Here is an 18,093-nt window from a genome sequence, read left to right on the forward strand (position 1 = left end):
TTTTCTCAACCTCAACTTTGCTTATTTCATAGCATTGTTTACTTCTTTATCTATTTAATTTGTTATAAAAAATCAGAATACACCTGTCTTTTCTATTCTTTGGATTCATTCATCATTTGCACCAAAAATTTGGTTGCTGTATCCATCAATGGGATTTTTACCATATGCTTTTCGGTTTGCGAATAATCAAAAACAATTCCTTGACCATAACGTTCTTTTTGATTGTTTTTCACAAAATCATTGGTTTGTTGAAAGGGAATTTTCTCGTCTTTTTCACCGTGCCAAAAATATAAAGGTCGCCCAGCTAGTTTTTCTGGCTGCAAAGATAAATCATATTTTTCGACCCAAGAAATTAAATCAAAATAATCGTTCGGCAGTATGTATTGGTACTGATGAGCTCTTTTGTAAATTTCTTTAGCATACTGTTCAGGCGCAGGGGAACCCATCAGACAAATACCACCAACCAAATGCGGATGTTTTGTTAACAACGCACAAGTTGTCATCCCCCCCATTGAAACGCCACCTACAGCTACTTTTTCATGAAGAACATCTCGTTTTTCTAAGTGCTTCAATAAAGTCTCAAATTCAAATAAATTTCCATAAATACTATTCCAAAAGGTAAAGGAAGGAATAGCAGAAACTACTTGCTTTCTTTCACCATGGTTCATTGCATCTGGTAGTAAGACACGAAATCCTTGTTTAGCAAACTTTCTTCCTTGTGTCAAAACTAATTCTTTACTCGTTTGCCAACCATGATAATAAATAATTATCGGAATTTTTTCAGCTCTTAATTCGGTTAGGACAACTTCTAATAATGGAATATTATTTACTTTACGTTTTAATATAATTGGATTCACTTCTTTAGTCTCCGATCTTCATCAAAATAGTCGAACGAAATATTTCCCATCCACTAACCACAATTTGAAATAAACAAATCGTACCAAACAAAATCAAAAATAAGCTCATCGTTCTTGAAAAGAGCAATAATGCTAAAAGACCAGCTAGTCCTAATCCTAAGGTAAGCAGTGGATAAATTGTGAAATTAAAAAAACTAGCAAAGCTGCCAAAAATATTTCCGATAAAGATCACGGAAAATAAAAAAATACTTAAAAGCAAGCTATCGGTCAATGATATCTGAAAGATATTATTATTGGCTACGATGGGCTGCTGAAGTGAATATAAATCTAAATATCCACAAGAGGCAACACTGAGAACATGAGTGACTCCTATGGCTCGGTTTATTATTTTCATTCGTATCACCAACTCTCTTTATAATTCTATTATAATCGTTTTATCATCATTTAGAACAAAAAAGGCTTAAATTTTAATTTTTTCTTTTTTCCAAATAATTGTTCACAATCAAAATGACCTAACAACCTATAAGTACCTCTTGTTTTTTTGTCATGCTCCTCATTTTGTCTGTCTAGTTCTGAAAAAATTTAATTCTTTTTTCAGGCATTTCATGTTCAAACTTCTCCTTTTTTAAAATAGAGAATAAATATACTTTTGGGAAAATCTACATCAAACTGATCTATTATTAACTCATAAGTAATAATCAATGTTTTCACTAAAATTCTTTGTGAATAAAAACATTTAAGTGAGGCACATCATTAGTAAAACCTTTAATTAAATTAGTTTGAAAACTTGTAATTGAAGTTAAAATGAAATTTACCATATAAAAAAAGCCTTTATTTTTTATTTCCATTAAAAAGCATCGACATATACTCATCATTTTGTTATCATATATCTGATTAACACTATTTTTATCAGGAGAATATATGAAAACGAAACGACAGACAAGTACATTTTTGCACATAGGGACGCTTTTCGCCCTATTGACACTTTTTTTGTTCTTATGCTATTCCTATTTCAGATCTTCCGATATACCATGTAATGCCTTTGGCTGGTTATTGTTAGATCACCCCGGTTTAAGTCAGGTAGATGAGAGCCTCTTCTTGCTAATTCTTTCATCTTTGTGTGGTTTTATTTTTTCATTGGCTTTTCGAACATATGTGAAAAAACAAATCCCCAAAAAGATGGATGAAGCTGCTACAATTTTTGTTGCATCTAGGTTGCTCGCATTGCTGACCGTTTTATTCTATTCCTTTAACCAAAATTCATTGTTCTTTTTTATACTGAATGGACTGGTTATCATTTTATCCATCTTTACTTACTTTATTTTTTCACTAATATTCAAAAAGTTACGCTTGCCACTTTTAATGCAACTAATCCCACTATTCTGCTTTGTCTATAGTGTCTTTTCTTTTCTTGTATTAGCGTTAGCGCCAACTTTTGATCCAGCAAATATTCAAATCACTAGTAATTTTCTTGAATTACTCTTCATTTCGTGTTTAGGAATGATGATGTGGCAAATAAGAAAAACAGTTCAGGACAAGTAAGTCTAAGTGCCTTGAACTGTTTTTTTATTTTTCGGATGATATTGCTAATAAAGAATCCTTTACAATAGACATAAATGATTGAACTTTACATAAAAAACATCAAAGCTAGTCATTTCTGATAACTTTGATGTCTGAGGATTATTAACAGTTGAGTCTAAAAATTTTTCAGTTGATTTTTTCTATATAAGAAAAATCTGCTAAATTTAGTTCCTTGATAAGACGATCATAGACTTTTCTAGCAATATAAGCATGCTCTTCCACGGTTCTTCCAGCAGCGATTTTGGGTAGTTGTCTTCTGCTGTTTGCCGTTTTAACCAACGGCAATGCTAATTGATAGTTGAGCTGATCATCAGTTTTCACAACTTTAACAGTATTCGACAAGATCAGTGAATCAAAGAAGATACTGGAACGACGATTCTTATATTTTTGAGCTTGGATACGCTCAATGATTACTTCAACTTGATCAAAATAATAAGTTTCGTTGACGTCACCGATCAGTTCTACAAGTTTTAAAAATTCTGATGGCACAGGTAATTGTTTCTTTTGTAAATAAAAATAATTGGCAAGAGAATAAGATAACTTGTTATGATAATTTAAAGAAACAAATCGATAATTCTCATTGCCAGCAACCTGTCTCGTCACAGGAATAAGATCTTCTAAGGTTGCATAAAAATAGGTTGAATTAGACACGAAACATTCTTGCCAACATTCATTTCCCATAACCAACTGTTTTTCCGTTTGCGACAAATGACTAATAGCTTGTAAAATCTGGGCTGCAGCTTCTTCAATTTCTTTTTGATAAGTTTCTTCCTCAAATATTGGAAAATTCAACTTATAACGACGATTTTCCCGCTTGATTAGATTTTCATCAATCAACTGATCAAGAAAAGCTTCAAATTTCGGTTGATCAAAATTTTTTTTCAACTCTCTCAAAATAATGTCTTCTTCTTGATGATGATGCAAATACTCAATCAAAGTTGGAAAAACAGCATTGTTTACTAGTTTGCTAAGCAACTGCTGGTGATTTTGTGAATAAAAATAGTTCATTTTTTCCCCTTCTCGTTTTCCCTAGCTCAATTGGAAATAGGCCGAAGAATCCCAAAAATACGAGCAACTATTTTCGGATTCTTCGGCTTATTTTTTAAAGCTGGATCACTTCTGTTCCAACCTCATTTTGATCGAACAAGCTAGGCTGGCATTGTGAGCCTGGAACAAATAGCTGTCAGGCTCTTTAATAACTATCGAATAAAAGGTGTTAGCAACCCCTTAGCTAGCTTAGTTAAAAACTGCTGTTAGCTGAGGAACGACTTGTTTCTTACGAGAAACAACTCCTTTTAATAAGGCACGATTGTTCGTTAATTTAACTTGGAAAGCTTCTTCGACTTTATCTAATCCTTGACCTGCCACTAATAATTCCGAATCGCTATCTAGGATATTCGTTACCACTAGGACAAAGAGGTCATATCCATTTTTAGCCATTTCTTCAGTCATCGCTTCTTCCAGTTCCGTTTGACGAGCCATTACTTCGCTTAAATCGACTGTATTCACTTGTGCAATACGAACATTAGCTTCTCCCATTGGGAAGCTTTTGGCATCAAGATCAAGTAAGGTTGCAGCTGATTTATCGCTAAGATTTGTACCGGCTTTTAACATATCTAACCCATAGCTTGTCAAATCAACGCCTGCAATTGTTGCAAGTTCTTTTGCAGCTGCCTCATCTTCTGATGTGCATGTTGGTGATTTGAATAGCAATGTATCAGATAAAATTGCAGAAAGCATAATGCCAGCAATCTCTTTAGGAAGTTCTACTTGGTTTTCTTTATATAACTTCAAAATGATTGTACTTGTACAACCTACTGGTTCAGCTCGGTAATAAAGTGGATTTGCTGTTTCAAAATTTGCAATCCGATGATGATCAACGACCGCTAAAATTTCTACTTCTGCAATATCAGAAATACTTTGTTGAAATTCATTATGGTCCACTAGCATCACTTGTGTTGCTTCTTCTTTTGCTGATTGAACGACACGTGGGGCAGATAACTTAAAGTAATCTAATGCATATTGTGTTTCTTCGTTAGGTGTACCTAAAGCTACAGCTTCAGTTTCTTTTCCTAGTTGATTTTGCAAGTGCGAAAAGGCGATTGCCGCTCCAATTGCATCTGTATCTGGATTTTGGTGACCAAAAACTAAAATTTTTGACATTTGTCTCGCTCCTTTATGGTTTCTCCTACTTAATAATAGCAAAAAAACCGAAAGAAGCAATACTGACGCTATAATTTCTAGAATGGAAGATATTCCGATCCACCTTACTTTTATATCAAACAATCGTAAACAAAATTTTTGATAGCGCGAAGTACCATGGAACAGTCATTTAAAAAGTTGGCCATGCCATTACTTATTTCATTGCAGAACTCTTCGCACTGAAAGAAAAAGTTGGAAAAAGTAAATCATTTATCGTTTTTTTCTTTACTAGCCTTTAATGACTACTTGAGTTTTGAGCAAACGGTTCAACTAAGCGGTTTTCAGCGATTACCTGTGCCATCCATAAACTTGATTGTTTCGGTAACCGTTTATAGCCATTGTCCAGATCGACACGATAAAAACCATATCTATTTTTATAGGCATTCAACCAACTCCAACAGTCAGCAAATGTCCACATATGATACCCAAAGCAAGGAGAACCTTCTGAAATTGCCTGCTGCAGTTGCGTCAAATGTTCAAATAAAAAATCAATTCGGTAGTTGTCGTCAATCATATTCTCTTTATTGTTGAACCGTTCTTCTTGCGACACACCTATCCCGTTTTCTGAAATATACCAAGGGATATTGCTATAACTGTTTTTTTAACCGCATCGCAATATCATAGATTCCCCGCGGATAGATCTCCCAGCCACGATGTGGGTTAATTCGTTTCTCCGGCCAATCATAACCTCGGAATAAATCTCTTAGTCCTGTGATTGGTCGTTTCTTTTCTTGAGGTACTTGAACACGTAATGGCTGGTAATAATTACAACCAATAAAGTCTACTGTATTCTCCGCAAAAATTTCTTTATCACCTGTTTCTGTTTTAGGAAGCAAATCACTTTCTCGTAATACCTCTACCAGCTCTTCTGGAAAAGTACCTCGTACCGCACAGTCCAGAAAGCTGCGAATATAAAACAGGTCTGCCCACTTTGCAGCAGCCACGTCTTCAGCTTCTTCGCTTTTAGAGTAAACGGGTGCTAAATTGAGAATGATAGAAATTTGTCCGTCATTAAAAGAAGAGCGCCGGTACTCCTTTACAGCTTTCGCATGCGCTAGTAGTGTGTGATAGGCAACTTGTATAGCTCGTTTAAAATCATGCACCTTGGGCCAATGTGCATCTCCCATATACCCACATTCGATGTGTACAAGAGACTCATTGAACGTCGCCCATTTTTTTACTAAATCGCCAAAAGCTTCAAACGCAGTCTTTGCGTAAAATGCAAAATGATCAACTGACTCACGAACTTCCCAGCCACCTTTTTCCATCAGCCACCAAGGCATATCAAAATGGAACAAATTGATGATCGGCTCAATGCCATTATCCAGCATTTCCTGAAAATAGGCTCGGTAAAAATCAACAGCTTGCGGATTTAATGTCTTGCCATCCGGTAAAAGACGAGTCCAAGCAATCGATGTCCGATAGGAATTTAAATTCATTGCCTTCATACAGGCAACATCTTCTTTGTATTGATAATACGTATTAGAGGTATTTTCTGGTCCTGTTCCGTTATAAAACAATTCTGGTTCTATTTCAAACCACTTATCCCAAGTTGATGGGCTCTTGCCATCAACCAAAGCAGCTCCTTCTGTCTGAGGGGCAGAAGCCGCTGCTCCCCACAGAAAGTTTTGTGGAAATGTATCCATTTAAAATTTCCTTCCTTTTCTATCGTTTTATCCACTGATTCCCTTCAGTCAGTGAACCCAATGATCATCGTTTATGTTGGTTCATTCTTTTTCTCATTTATATTTACCATGATTTGGCAAAATTATTTAGTCAGTGTGATACTCGTTCTCTTTGATCTTTATCATGAAACCATTTGTTTGACCATCATCGCTATGCTAGTTGCTAATGATCTCATTTTGGTTTCTCCAAACTCTTGATATTTTGTTCAAACAAAGCTGGACGCTAGGAACATCCCAAACGTCCACTTTGATGTTAAAGATGATTATTCGGTTTTAGCCCAACGATCATATGCATTTTGATAAGTGCTGACAAAGTCATTTAATCCCATTGATTTTAATGTACTGACATATTCATCCCATTTAGCCAAACTTTCCACACCTGTAATAAATTTAGCTTCCATTTGCTCTACATAAGTCCGAATGTCCGTCGCGTTGATCGCAATTTGATCTGCTTCATCTTTCGTCATATAAACAATTGGGAAAGGTACCTCGGTATTGGGCATGATTTTCTCATTGATTTCTTTCATGCGAAATTCCGTCCATACACTAGGATCAGGATCGTTGACATTAGCTAAAACACTTTAGGCATAATCGTCTTCTAATCCCGGTACGACTAAGCCATAATCCATTGCAATTTTCCCACGGTCTTCTTCCATCTTTTGTTTATTTTCACCTGTATATACCCGAACTTTTTCTCCAGAATCGTTTGTTTCATATTTCCAAAATGCCCCTTCTGGACCTTTTGTCATTAAATCTTGGCCTTCTTCTGTGTAAAGATAGTCCGCCCATCGCATTGCTGCCTCTGGACTTTTACATTTATTGGTAATCGCAAACGTTCCAGTTGTTACACGAGGATGACCCGGTGCTAAAGGTGTATTTTGAATACTTGAAGTAACTGGTGAAAACATTGGATCTGATAAAGAATCCTCAGGCATTTTACCAGTAGCCATGTATGAAGCATACGCGCCAAATAAACCGACTTTATCTGTTTGTGTGTTTCCTTGATACTTTTCTTCTGACTGCGAGAAGACTTCTGGGTCCAGCAATCCTTCAGAATAAAGTTTATTCATATACGTTAAATATTCCTTATAGTTAGCCGATGCAGCAGCATAACGCACTTTTCCCTTAACTTCTTCGATTCCTAGAGATTTCATACCAAAAGCAGGTAGCAACCACGTACGAATAATGGCCAACTTGTTGCCGTCTGATAACGGAATCTCATCTTGTTTGCCATTACCGTTGGGGTCTTCTTCTTTGAATCGCTTCAACAATTTATATAACTCATCCGTGTTTTTTGGCAATTCGGTTACCCCTAATTTTTCTAGCCACTCGCCGTTATACCATAAAGGTGAGATATAAAGAGGGCTAGAGGTATCTTCTGGATATAATCGTGGTAAAGAATAAATGTGACCATCTGGTGCAGTAATTGATTTTTTGAACTCTGGGTTCTCATCAAGGATTTTCTTTAAATTTGGCTCATAGTCATCAATCAAATCCTCCAAGGCAATTAAAATTCCTTGTGATCCATAATCTGATTGTTTGGCATTTGAAAGACCACTTCCTGCACCAAAAATAACATCAGGTAACTCACCAGAAGCAAAAGCCAAATTCAATTTCGCTTCAAAATCTGTACTTGGCGGAGTAATATAATCAAAATTGATTCCAGTTAATTCCGCTAACGCTTTAGCCGAAGCTAACTCATCCCATTCTGCTTCTCCACCAGGAGCCATCATCGTCATGTTGATTTTTTCTTTGACGATTGGCATTCCGGTTTTTTCAACGGCAATAGTTTCTTCTTTTCCAGCAGTATTTCCCTTGTTCCCACAAGCACCCAAAAGAGTTGTTGTCAACACTAATGATGCAATTACTAAATAACATTTTTTCATTCATTCCACTCACTCTCTTATTTATTTTTTAGTTAGCCTTTCAAAGAACCAACCATGACACCTTTAACAAAGTACTTTTGTAAAAACGGATAGATCATAATGATTGGTAATGTCGAAACGATCATTACTCCATATTTAATGACTTGTGCAAGCTGTTGTTTACTATAAGCTACTTCTGCTGCCGCTGCTGTCATCTCTGTTGTTCCTTTTGTTAAATCTTGATTCACTAAAATCTCTCGCAGGATTAATTGAAGCGAATACATTGATTTGTTTGTTAAATAGATTAACGCACTAAAATAACTATTCCAATGGGCCACTCCGCAAAATAGTCCCATTACTGCAATAATTGGCATTGATAAAGGTAAAACAATCTTCATAAATATCTGAAAGTCAGAACATCCATCAATCAATGCCACTTCCTCCATTTCTCTAGGAATGGTGGATTGAAAGAAAGTACGTGTAATTGCAATATTATAAACTGAAACGGCCCCTGGAATAACTAACGCCCAAATCGAATCATTCATCCCTAGATTTTTAATCAATAAATAAGTAGGTACCAAACCGCCACTGATAAACATAGGAACCATCAAAAACTTCATAAATAGATTTTTCCCATAAAATTCTGCTCTTCCTAGAGCATATGCACAAGGAAGTGTACATAATAAATTGATAAATGTTCCTAGTAATGTGTAATAAATCGTGTTCCGGTAACCTTGCCAGATACTTTTATACGTAAAAATCGTTTTGTAACCATCCCAAGTGATCTTTTTTGGCAATAACCACATTTCTCCAGAATTGACGGAGGTCGGACTAGATATAGATGCGCTTATAACATAAATCAACGGATAAATAACCAACAAAAGGGCAATGGCAATAAACAAGTAGATGAGAAACATGAAAAATTTGTCACCTTTCGATGATCGGATCGCTTTTGAATACATTATTTTCCCTCCATTACCATAAACTTGTTTCGCTGACTTTACGCGAAATTTTATTTACTGTGATCAATAAAAATGCGTTGATTGCTGCATTGAACAGTCCGACAGCTGATGCATAGCTGTACTGTGCATCAAGCAACCCTTGTTTGTAAACAAACGTGGCAATCACATTTGAAGAATCCATATTCAACGCATTTTGCATCAACAGGATTTTTTCATAACCTAATGACATCAAACTCCCCACATTCATGATCAGTAAAATAACCATAGTAGGAATGATAGTCGGTAGGTTGATATACCAGATTCTTTGCCATCTCGTTGCACCATCAACAGTTGCAGCTTCATGAAGCTGTGTATCAACACCAGATAATGCAGCTAAATAAATCACTGAACCCCATCCTGTTCCTTGCCAAACCCCAGATAATACGTAGATCGTTTTAAACCAACGAGGATCTGTCATGAAACTAATTCGCTCAAAACCTAGAAAAACCAATAGATGGTTAATAATACCGGTGGAAGGCGTCAAAAAAGCAATTAACATACCGCATACGACAACGACTGAAATAAAATTAGGTGCATAAGTCACTGTCTGCGTAAACTTTTTAAATTTTCCATCTTTCAACTCATTTAGTGCTAATGCTAAAATAATCGGTAGCGGAAATCCTACGACCAAAGAATATATACTGATACCTAACGTGTTTTTAATTAAATCCCAGAAATAGTAGGAATCAAAAAAACGTTGGAAATGCTTAAATCCTACCCAAGGACTTCCAAAAATTCCTAATGATGGGATATAATCCTTGAATGCTATAATCACGCCGTACATGGGACCGTAAGAAAAAACAGCAACCACCACCAATGCTGGAATGACAAAAACATACAGCTGTCGGCTTTTATATAATTTTTTTTTGATCTCTGACCATTTTGTTTTCTCTTTCTCTTTATTGACATCAAGTAATGCATCAGCCATTTTTTAACCTCCTTTTATGAAGTTCACTCATCTCTATCCTTGTGGCTTTTTTAAAATTTCAAGACCAATCAGCCCAATTGCTGGTTTCTCTAATTCACTGCTGAGGATATATATTTGATCTTCTTCCGTATATACTTCTAATTCTTTTTTTGTAGATAAATCTTTAATCACATGATGTTTATCGGCCTCAATGTCAGCTAAAAATATTTTTTCTTGTGTAAAGCGAATACTTTGAAAGGCATAATGTATGGTTTGATCTTTGCTGTATGTCAATTTCCACTGATTTTGCCATTCTTTAGGTTGTGAGCGAGTTTCATAGATTCCTTCTCCATAGATATTTAGCCAATTCCCAATTTCCTGTAAGATTTTGGTTTCTTCATCAGTAAAGGTACCATCTGGTTTTGGCCCAACTCCTAAGATCAAATTCCCACCTTTGCTGACCACATCGACAAAAGTTTTCAATAGTTCTTGGGAACTCTTAAAGCGATCATTTGGTACATAGCCCCAATCATCACCAATCGGGATATTACTTTCCCAAACTTTATTGGGAATTTCAGCTAGTTCTGGCACCTTTCGTTCAGGGGTCACATAGTTCTCATGTCTGCCCCCCATCATACGATCCACAATAATTAATTCCGGTTGCTTCTCACGAGCGATTTCTGCTAATCGATCCATTTCCAGGTCTTCTTTTTTCTGTCCACACCAACCAGCATCTAACCATAAAAGATCCACATGACCATAGTTATGCGTGATTTCTTTAATCTGATTATGAACAAAACTTACGTAACGTTGCCAAATTTCTGGGTAACGTTCCGTATCATAGCTCGCATGACGCCCCTTGATCGTATCGTCATCTAACCAATAAAACGACGAATACCAATCGGCTTTTGAATAGTAGGCTCCTGTTGCTATTTCTTCTTTACGAAAAGCCTCAAAAACTTCTTTTAAAATATCTCTTTTAAACGGGCTTTGTTTACCGCCAACCTTATATTCTGTTTCAAGAGTATTGTACATATTAAACCCATCGTGATGTTTCGTTGTAAAAATACAATACTTAAAGCCTGCTTCTTTACATATACTTGCCCATTTCTTTGCCTGTAATTTTTCTGGGTTAAACTCTTTAATCAAATTCCAGTAGTCTAGTTGCAGTTGTTTAAAATCTTTCCGAAACTCACGCCCTTCTCTTGACCAAAGGTCTTTTTCAGAAAGTTGCCAAGATTCTACGATTCCTGCTTGAGCATAAAGTCCGTAGTGAAAAATCACGCCAAGTTTTAAATCTTGAAACCATTCTAATCGTTCTTTTAGCATTTCTGTTTCTGGATAAGTCCTATGATCTAATTCAACCTCTTTAGGTACCTCGATATCTCCGCGTATCGCCATTTATGAAACCCCTTTCATGTTTGTGCTTTAAATTTACAAAAAAAGCAAGGCAACAGCAATATGTAAAAAGCATAAGCTATGTAAAAACAGCATAAAGCGTAACTTATTTAGAGGATATCTATATCTTATCTCTTAGTCGGAAAGTAACTATGTAAAAGTAGAAAAAGCTATGTAATAATCGCATACTGATAGAAAACATAAATAAACCTAACTATAATAAAAAGAGCTGTATGACTAATACAAGGAGGTTTTAGCTATGAATCAACATAAACGATCACCACATTCTATTTTTGATTTCACCTATTCTTTAGGAAAATTCTTGCTTTTTCTCATCAAGCTCCAAGTATTTTGGTTTTTATCGGTATTAAAAGGTTGTATTCTACTAGGAACTTTTCCCGCAAGTGTTACCGTTCTCAAATTTTTCTATCATTTATTTGAAGAAAAACAAATTCCGCAAGTCTTATATTCAGATTTTCAAACAAGCTTCAATAATCTGTTTATTTCAACAAATCAACTAGGCTATGCTGCTGGCATGTTACTAGGATTTCTATGGATGGATCTGAGAATTGCAGCTGTGTATTTACAAAACCCTTTCATTCATATGGGGATCTTATTATTATTTATCGCAACTGTCATAGTCATTCTTTATTTATTCCCAGTATTTTTACGTTATGATTTGTCATTCACACAATATTTCAAACAAGCATTATTTCTATCTTTGTGTAGCTTGATTGAAACCGTAGCGATTATTCTGGGGATCTTTGTCGTGACGGCTGTCTCTACCTTTTTCCCAATTTTGACAATCGTGGCTTTTGTGCCTTTATTCTGTTTGCCATTAAGTTGGTTCTCTTTGCAATCAATGATTAAAATTGAAGAAAAAAATCGTACGTTAACGCAATAACAAAAAACAAACCTTAAATCAAACAAACAGCTAAAAGCTGTAACAGAACTGCGAGGAGATTTTACAAGGAAACCTCAATAATAGCTCTTTTTTTAACTTACAATCTACAATGCGATTCGTCAGCCCTTTAGGTAAAAGTCAAATGTCTGTTTCACTCCTTATTCATAATTGTCGCCATCAAAGGGAACCTTCTGCCAATCGTTGACTCAAGCCTTTTTTCAATTTTTGCTAAGGCTACTACCTGTTACTTATCCCTTTAGCTTTTTCTTTCATTTATTATTTTCCAGAAGCTGATTGGCTATGTATATTCATCAACTTTCACTATGTCAAATAAACAGATTATGTACTTTCAAGCTAGTTATTTTCTTTTTTTACAAGTGCTATATACTGAAAATGAAAACGATTACTTCAAGGAGGTTATTATGCAAGTTTCAATCGAACTTACAGATGTCATACGTGATTTTTTTGAAATTGCGACAAACGAATTAGCGTTAACTATTTCAGATAATGGAAAACCACTCCAACTGATTCAGCGTAACGGTTCATTAAAAATTGAAATTAAAGAAAACGAAACGTTTATCTATTTTCAGGAAAAAGCCCATCTTTTTCGAGCGCTGTCACTCTGGTTAGATCGCTGTGAAGAAGAATTTGTTTATGAAGAGTTTCCGCAATTTGAAAAAATTGGGCCCATGGTAGATCTTTCTAGAAATGCTGTGATGACTGTTGATCAGCTGAAACACTTTTTTGTTCTTTGTAGCAAGATGGGATTAAATAGCTGCATGCTTTATATGGAAGATACGTATCAAATCCCTGATTATACTTATTTTGGTTATTGTCGTGGTGCCTATTCTCTTGAGGAATTAAAGGCGTTGGATGCTTTTGCAGACACAATAGGAATCGAGCTGATTCCTTGTATTCAAACGCTGGCTCATTTAACTAATCCGCTAAAATGGGGATTTGCCAATGGCATGAGAGATACAAGTGATATTCTCCTTGTGGAAGAGGAAAAAACATATCAATTTTTAGATCGTGCAATTTCTGTGATCGCAGCCGCTTTTAAAACGTCAAAAATTCATATCGGGATGGACGAAGCTCATGATCTGGGACGTGGTCATTATTTAACCCAGCATGGTTTGATCGATCGCTTTGATATTATGGAAAAGCATCTGAAAAAAGTAATGGAAATTTGCAGGAACTATCAGTTACAGCCCATGATGTGGAGCGATATGTTTTTTAGAATCGGTTCAAAGTCAGGAGACTATTACGATAAAGACGTATATTTTCCAGAAGATTTGATTGCAAAGATTCCTGAAATTAGTATGGTTTATTGGGATTATTACCATCATTCAAAAGAAGAATACCAATTGCATTTTTCAAATCATAAAAAATTGCAACGACCGATCGTTTTTGCGGGCGGTATCTGGACGTGGAATGGTCTTGCACCAAATTATGGAAAATCGTTTGAAACGACCAGTGCTAGCCTTTCTGTCGCAAAAGAGGAAAAAATCAACGAAGTTTATGCTACTTTATGGGGCGATGATAGTGCTGAAACACCGATCATCGCAAGTTTGTTAGGATTACAACAATTCAGCGAGGAACAATTTGCTCCTGAAGTAAGCCTGGAACTGATTAAAGAGCGTTTCCGTCTCTTCCACCATCTTGAGGCTGATGATTTTTTACTGCTAGATGCTTTTGATCAGACGAAAGGTGTAGCAAAAAATAACCCTGATGGATCAAATAGTAGTAAGTTGGCACTTTATCAAGATCTATTATACGGTCTTTACGATGTTGATCTGCAAAATTTAGAACTTCCTTCGCATTATAAGGACTTAAGTGAGAAACTATCTAGCATAACAGCTAATGAGGACACACAAACGATGTTTACTTTTTATCAGAAATTAGCACAAGTCCTTTTTGTAAAAACAAATTTGATCGGTCGCTCTTATCGAGCCTACCAATCAAAAAGGAATGACCAGTTACAACTAATCCTTCACGAACTGGAAGTTCTCACCAAAAAGATCAATGAGTTGCAACACCTCCATCGCCAGCTATGGTTTGAATGGAATAAACCCTTTGGCTATGAAATTATCGATCTTCGTTACGGTGCCTTAAAAAGTCGGATAGAAACAACCGTTTGGCGACTGAAGAAATTTTTAACAGGAGAAATCAAGCAATTGCCTGAGCTTGAGCAAACGCCTTTACCCTTCGATGCTCCTTTCAAAACAGCAAGCGGTGTCGGGCGAAACTTGTTCCATGGAATTTATAGTGCTAGTAAACTATCAGATATCTAAAGGCAGGGATAAAAAATGAAAAAGAGAACTCTTTTTTTGGTCATTCTGAGTATTTTTTTGTTGGTCACTGCTGCTTCTCAGCTTGTCAGAAACGTGCCTCGTGTCGAAGCAAAACAGACATCTACTAAAATCACTGGGAAAATCAATAATCAAAGAACTGCGAACATCTGCCATCAGCTTTTACAACAAAATTTAAAGGCTGCAACGGATAAAAATCTGAACGACTATTTAGCAACACTAGTCAAAGATGCACATAAAGCGACCACAAAAGAAATGCAGCAATTTTTTAAAGACTATGATGTCAGTCATGAACTGCTTTCTTTCGAAGTAATCAAACAAGCACCTCAATCGATGTTAGTAGTGGCAGAACAAAAAACAGTGAATCATGGGAAGAAGGCATATCGAGATCATATCACAACGGCATATCACACCTTTATTTTTGAAGAGAATAAATGGAAAATCAAAGAAACAACAATGACAAATACACAATTTTTAAATTAGGAGTGTTCATATGAAAAAATTCAATAATTGGCCTACCGACTATCCTGATCCTAACTGGTTTATCCATGATCGTTTTGGTTTGTTTATCCATTTTGGCTTGTTCAGTGTGGGAGCTAGACACGAATGGTTTATGACCACAGAACAAGTCTCTTTAAAGGAATATTCAAAAAAATATTTTCAGCATTTTAACCCTGATTTGTTTGATGCAGATGCTTGGGCAAAAGAAGCCGCTCGCTGTGGGGTGAAATACATGGTATTCACAACAAAACATCATGAAGGCTTTGCCTTATGGGATACGAAACAAACTGATTACAAAATCACCAATACTGCTTTTGGACGAGATCTTCTGGCAGAGCTACTCCCGGCTTTTCGCAAAGTCGGGATCAAAATCGGGTTATACCACTCACTGATCGATTGGCGCCATGAACATTTCCCACTGGACGGACTGCATCCTGAAAGAGAGAACCAGAAACTGCGAGAAAAAAATTCCGAAAGAGATATCAAGATTCATCAACGCTATCTTCGCGAACAAGTCAAAGAACTACTGACAGAATATGGAAAAATCGATTATTTATGGTTCGATTTTTCTTACAGCCACCGCGATTGGGGTTGGTCAAAAGGAAAAGGGCACATTGATTGGGATAGCGAAGCACTAGAAAAGCTCTGCTTAGAACTGCAACCCCATCTCCTATTGAATGATCGGCTTGATTTAGGCCATGGCATCACTACTCCAGAACAGTTTCAACCTGATAAACCATTAGAGAAAAACGGCATGCCTGTTATCTGGGAAGCCTGTCAGACAATGTATGGCACTTGGGGGTATGACCGTGACAATATGGAATGGAAAAGTAGTGAGATGCTTTTGAAAATGCTGATTGATACCGTTTCAAAAAATGGGAATTTCTTGATGAATATTGGTCCTAATCCACGAGGAATGATTGATACGAAAACGTTGGAACGGCTTCATGCTATCGGGGATTGGATGACCCTTCACAAAGCATCTGTCATTGGCTGTTCATATAGCGCCTTTGAAGCTCCTGACGATTGCCGATATACACAAAATGGAAACAAGCTTTATCTGCATCTCTTTTCTTATCCTTACCGCAACCTTCGTCTTAAAGGATTAGCAGGTAAAGTTGAGTTTATTCGTCTGCTCAATGATGGCTCGGAAATTTTTTATCGAGGATTTGATCCGGACGAAGTGATTACTTCTACAGAAGCAGTCATTGCTCCAGAAGATCTTGTCATCACCTTGCCAATCATCAAGCCTGATGTGCTGATCCCAGTAATTGAAATTACCTTGAAAGACGATTAAAGAACAAATATAAAGCAGATGATACTTCCTTCGTCGATTCACAAAAAATACTGGCATCGAAAGCTTGTAAAAACATACTTTTAGTGAGAAATATAGTAAAACATTTGAATAACTACCCAAGTTATATGCTGAAAAAGCAACAATTTGGGTAGTTATTTCAGTCTTTTACAATTATTTGCTTTTGTTTTTTTAGTTAGAAGCTCAAAACTGGAAATAAAATGACTTCTTCGTCCTGCTCCAGTTCGATGCCCCCCTTAGTTTACTCCTATTTATTGCTTATAAAGTTCCTTCTCTATTCATTGTTCGGTATTGACCTGGAGTCACACCAACGTTCGTCCTGAATTTTCTCGTATAGTTTGAAACATCATAATAACCATTCTTTTGAATAATCGTTTTTATTGGCAAATCAGTTTCTATTAAGTCTTGCTTGATTTTTTCTAGCCGCAATTCTTGCAGATATTTTGAAAAAGTAGTACCTGTTTCTTTTTTGATAAAACGGCTAAGGTATGAAACTGAAAGTTGAAATTCATCTGCCAACTTTTCCATAGATAATTGGGAAGAAGCATAGTTTTTGTGAAGATATTCGAACAATTCTTTTTTCAGCACAGACTCTTGATTTTGTGGCTTAACTTGCATAACCTCACAGATCATTTTTGCGAGCATTAATAGTTGTTGCTTCAATTCGAGTAAATTACTAAACTTGGCACTTTTTTCTGCTTTTTTCAAAATTGTTTTATTTTGCAAATTACTACTTACTTTAGCAACTGCATTTAATAGATAAAAACCATACATTTTTTGTCCACTATAAGAAAAATGTTCTTTAATCCCCCGCTCAATCAACGATTCTATCGTTTCCGCAGCGATCGTTAAGTCTCCTTGACGCAGACTTTGAATCAATTTCAGTTTTTCTCCATCTGGGTAATTAATGCTGGTTGAAGACTCTTCACCTGGAATTTCATTATAGAAAACAAAGTTATTTTCTACTGTTGAATAGTCTAATGCGGCCAAACCTTCAATATAAGAAGCATTGATCTTCGTAAGGTTTTCAGTACTATTTCCTACTCCTATCCTAAAAGTACCGTAACACGCTTTTTTTAGTTGCTGAATCATCTCTATTACAACTTTCTTGTGACTAGTTTTTTCATAGGTACTAAAGATATAGGCGGTCACTCCTGCAGATAGGATCTCTGTACCATATCCCGAAAAGTTCTTTCCACTTACTTTCAGCGGTAACTCATTAGCTGTGTCGTCAATGCTCTGGATAGGATAATCAACTACGACGACAAAATAGCAAGTACCGGTAAAATGTACTTGGACAGAGTTCAGTAGAACTAATGAATCTTCTGGAGACTTAAATTTCCCTCCTAAAATTTTTCTAAGGACCTGTTCTCTCGCATGGGGAGTCTGTCGTTTAATTTCTTTATGTAGCTCTTCATGTTCGTTCAAAAATTGCGCCAACGTTTCATAGACATTCCCGTTGGAAACAGCTACACCGATTTTATTTCGATAATATTGATCAATCAATTTTTCAATGTTGCGGATTGGCTGTGAAAAACGAGTACCTATAATCACTACAAGCACTAGAC

General features: G+C 36.1%; 15 protein-coding genes and 1 pseudogene. 5 read left to right on the top strand and 11 right to left on the bottom strand.

Translation table 11 applies throughout. From position 1 onward, the window contains the following. Positions 1-92: 92 nt before the first annotated feature. Positions 93-857 (bottom strand): alpha/beta fold hydrolase, encoded by a 765-nt coding sequence (locus AB3I42_RS08735; RefSeq protein ID WP_010737397.1) that lies wholly within the window; start codon positions 855-857, stop codon positions 93-95. Positions 858-861: 4 nt separating this feature from the next. After that, positions 862-1,251, bottom strand: coding sequence for a hypothetical protein (locus AB3I42_RS08740; protein ID WP_010719436.1), 390 nt, complete (start codon positions 1,249-1,251; stop codon positions 862-864). A 527-nt stretch (positions 1,252-1,778) separates the two neighbouring features. On the opposite strand from AB3I42_RS08740, the gene AB3I42_RS08745 reads away from it, so the two are divergent. Further along, on the top strand, positions 1,779-2,399 hold the full coding sequence (locus tag AB3I42_RS08745) for a hypothetical protein (RefSeq protein ID WP_010719437.1): 621 nt from the start codon (positions 1,779-1,781) through the stop codon (positions 2,397-2,399). 165 nt (positions 2,400-2,564) lie between these two features. Here the strand turns inward: AB3I42_RS08745 and AB3I42_RS08750 are convergent, their stop codons facing one another. The 8 genes and pseudogenes from AB3I42_RS08750 to AB3I42_RS08785 form a co-directional block, all read right to left on the bottom strand. Beyond that, positions 2,565-3,446: a DUF1803 domain-containing protein gene (locus AB3I42_RS08750; RefSeq protein WP_010737396.1), complete on the bottom strand. Its 882-nt coding sequence runs from the start codon at positions 3,444-3,446 to the stop codon at positions 2,565-2,567. A gap of 228 nt (positions 3,447-3,674) precedes the next feature. Then, positions 3,675-4,601, bottom strand: coding sequence for a manganese-dependent inorganic pyrophosphatase (locus AB3I42_RS08755; RefSeq protein WP_010719439.1), 927 nt, complete (start codon positions 4,599-4,601; stop codon positions 3,675-3,677). A 274-nt stretch (positions 4,602-4,875) separates the two neighbouring features. After that, positions 4,876-6,286: pseudogene (locus AB3I42_RS08760) on the bottom strand (glycoside hydrolase family 1 protein). A 302-nt stretch (positions 6,287-6,588) separates the two neighbouring features. Beyond that, complete coding sequence (locus AB3I42_RS08765; RefSeq protein ID WP_306690464.1) at positions 6,589-6,852, bottom strand: hypothetical protein; 264 nt, start codon at positions 6,850-6,852, stop codon at positions 6,589-6,591. 54 nt (positions 6,853-6,906) lie between these two features. Continuing rightward, complete coding sequence (locus AB3I42_RS08770; RefSeq protein WP_368022439.1) at positions 6,907-8,211, bottom strand: extracellular solute-binding protein; 1,305 nt, start codon at positions 8,209-8,211, stop codon at positions 6,907-6,909. Between the two features lie 32 nt (positions 8,212-8,243). Then, complete coding sequence (locus tag AB3I42_RS08775) at positions 8,244-9,152, bottom strand: carbohydrate ABC transporter permease (RefSeq protein WP_081125439.1); 909 nt, start codon at positions 9,150-9,152, stop codon at positions 8,244-8,246. A 13-nt stretch (positions 9,153-9,165) separates the two neighbouring features. Then, a complete protein-coding gene (locus tag AB3I42_RS08780; RefSeq protein ID WP_034867549.1) occupies positions 9,166-10,119 on the bottom strand; it encodes a sugar ABC transporter permease in 954 nt (317 codons plus the stop codon). Positions 10,120-10,152: 33 nt separating this feature from the next. Further along, a complete protein-coding gene (locus tag AB3I42_RS08785; RefSeq protein ID WP_368022440.1) occupies positions 10,153-11,499 on the bottom strand; it encodes an alpha-L-fucosidase in 1,347 nt (448 codons plus the stop codon). Between the two features lie 256 nt (positions 11,500-11,755). On the opposite strand from AB3I42_RS08785, the gene AB3I42_RS08790 reads away from it, so the two are divergent. The 4 genes from AB3I42_RS08790 to AB3I42_RS08805 all read left to right on the top strand — a co-directional run bounded on the left by AB3I42_RS08790 (position 11,756) and on the right by AB3I42_RS08805 (position 16,507). Further along, positions 11,756-12,400: a DUF624 domain-containing protein gene (locus tag AB3I42_RS08790; protein ID WP_010737390.1), complete on the top strand. Its 645-nt coding sequence runs from the start codon at positions 11,756-11,758 to the stop codon at positions 12,398-12,400. Between the two features lie 422 nt (positions 12,401-12,822). Further along, on the top strand, positions 12,823-14,691 hold the full coding sequence (locus tag AB3I42_RS08795; protein ID WP_368022441.1) for a beta-N-acetylhexosaminidase: 1,869 nt from the start codon (positions 12,823-12,825) through the stop codon (positions 14,689-14,691). 15 nt (positions 14,692-14,706) lie between these two features. Further along, positions 14,707-15,192, top strand: a complete 486-nt coding sequence (locus tag AB3I42_RS08800; RefSeq protein ID WP_034867543.1) for a hypothetical protein — start codon at positions 14,707-14,709, stop codon at positions 15,190-15,192. A 10-nt stretch (positions 15,193-15,202) separates the two neighbouring features. Continuing rightward, positions 15,203-16,507 carry an alpha-L-fucosidase gene (locus AB3I42_RS08805; protein ID WP_081129376.1) on the top strand — a complete coding sequence of 435 codons (1,305 nt, stop codon included), beginning with the start codon at positions 15,203-15,205 and terminating at the stop codon, positions 16,505-16,507. Positions 16,508-16,783: 276 nt separating this feature from the next. Here AB3I42_RS08805 and AB3I42_RS08810 read toward each other — a convergent pair whose 3' ends face one another. Next, positions 16,784-18,088: a helix-turn-helix domain-containing protein gene (locus AB3I42_RS08810; protein WP_151345265.1), complete on the bottom strand. Its 1,305-nt coding sequence runs from the start codon at positions 18,086-18,088 to the stop codon at positions 16,784-16,786. Between the last annotated feature and the right edge of the window lie 5 nt (positions 18,089-18,093).

The sequence above is a fragment of the Enterococcus sp. C53 genome (assembly GCF_040887425.1).
GTDB classification, from domain to species: Bacteria; Bacillota; Bacilli; order Lactobacillales; family Enterococcaceae; genus Enterococcus_B; species Enterococcus_B hirae.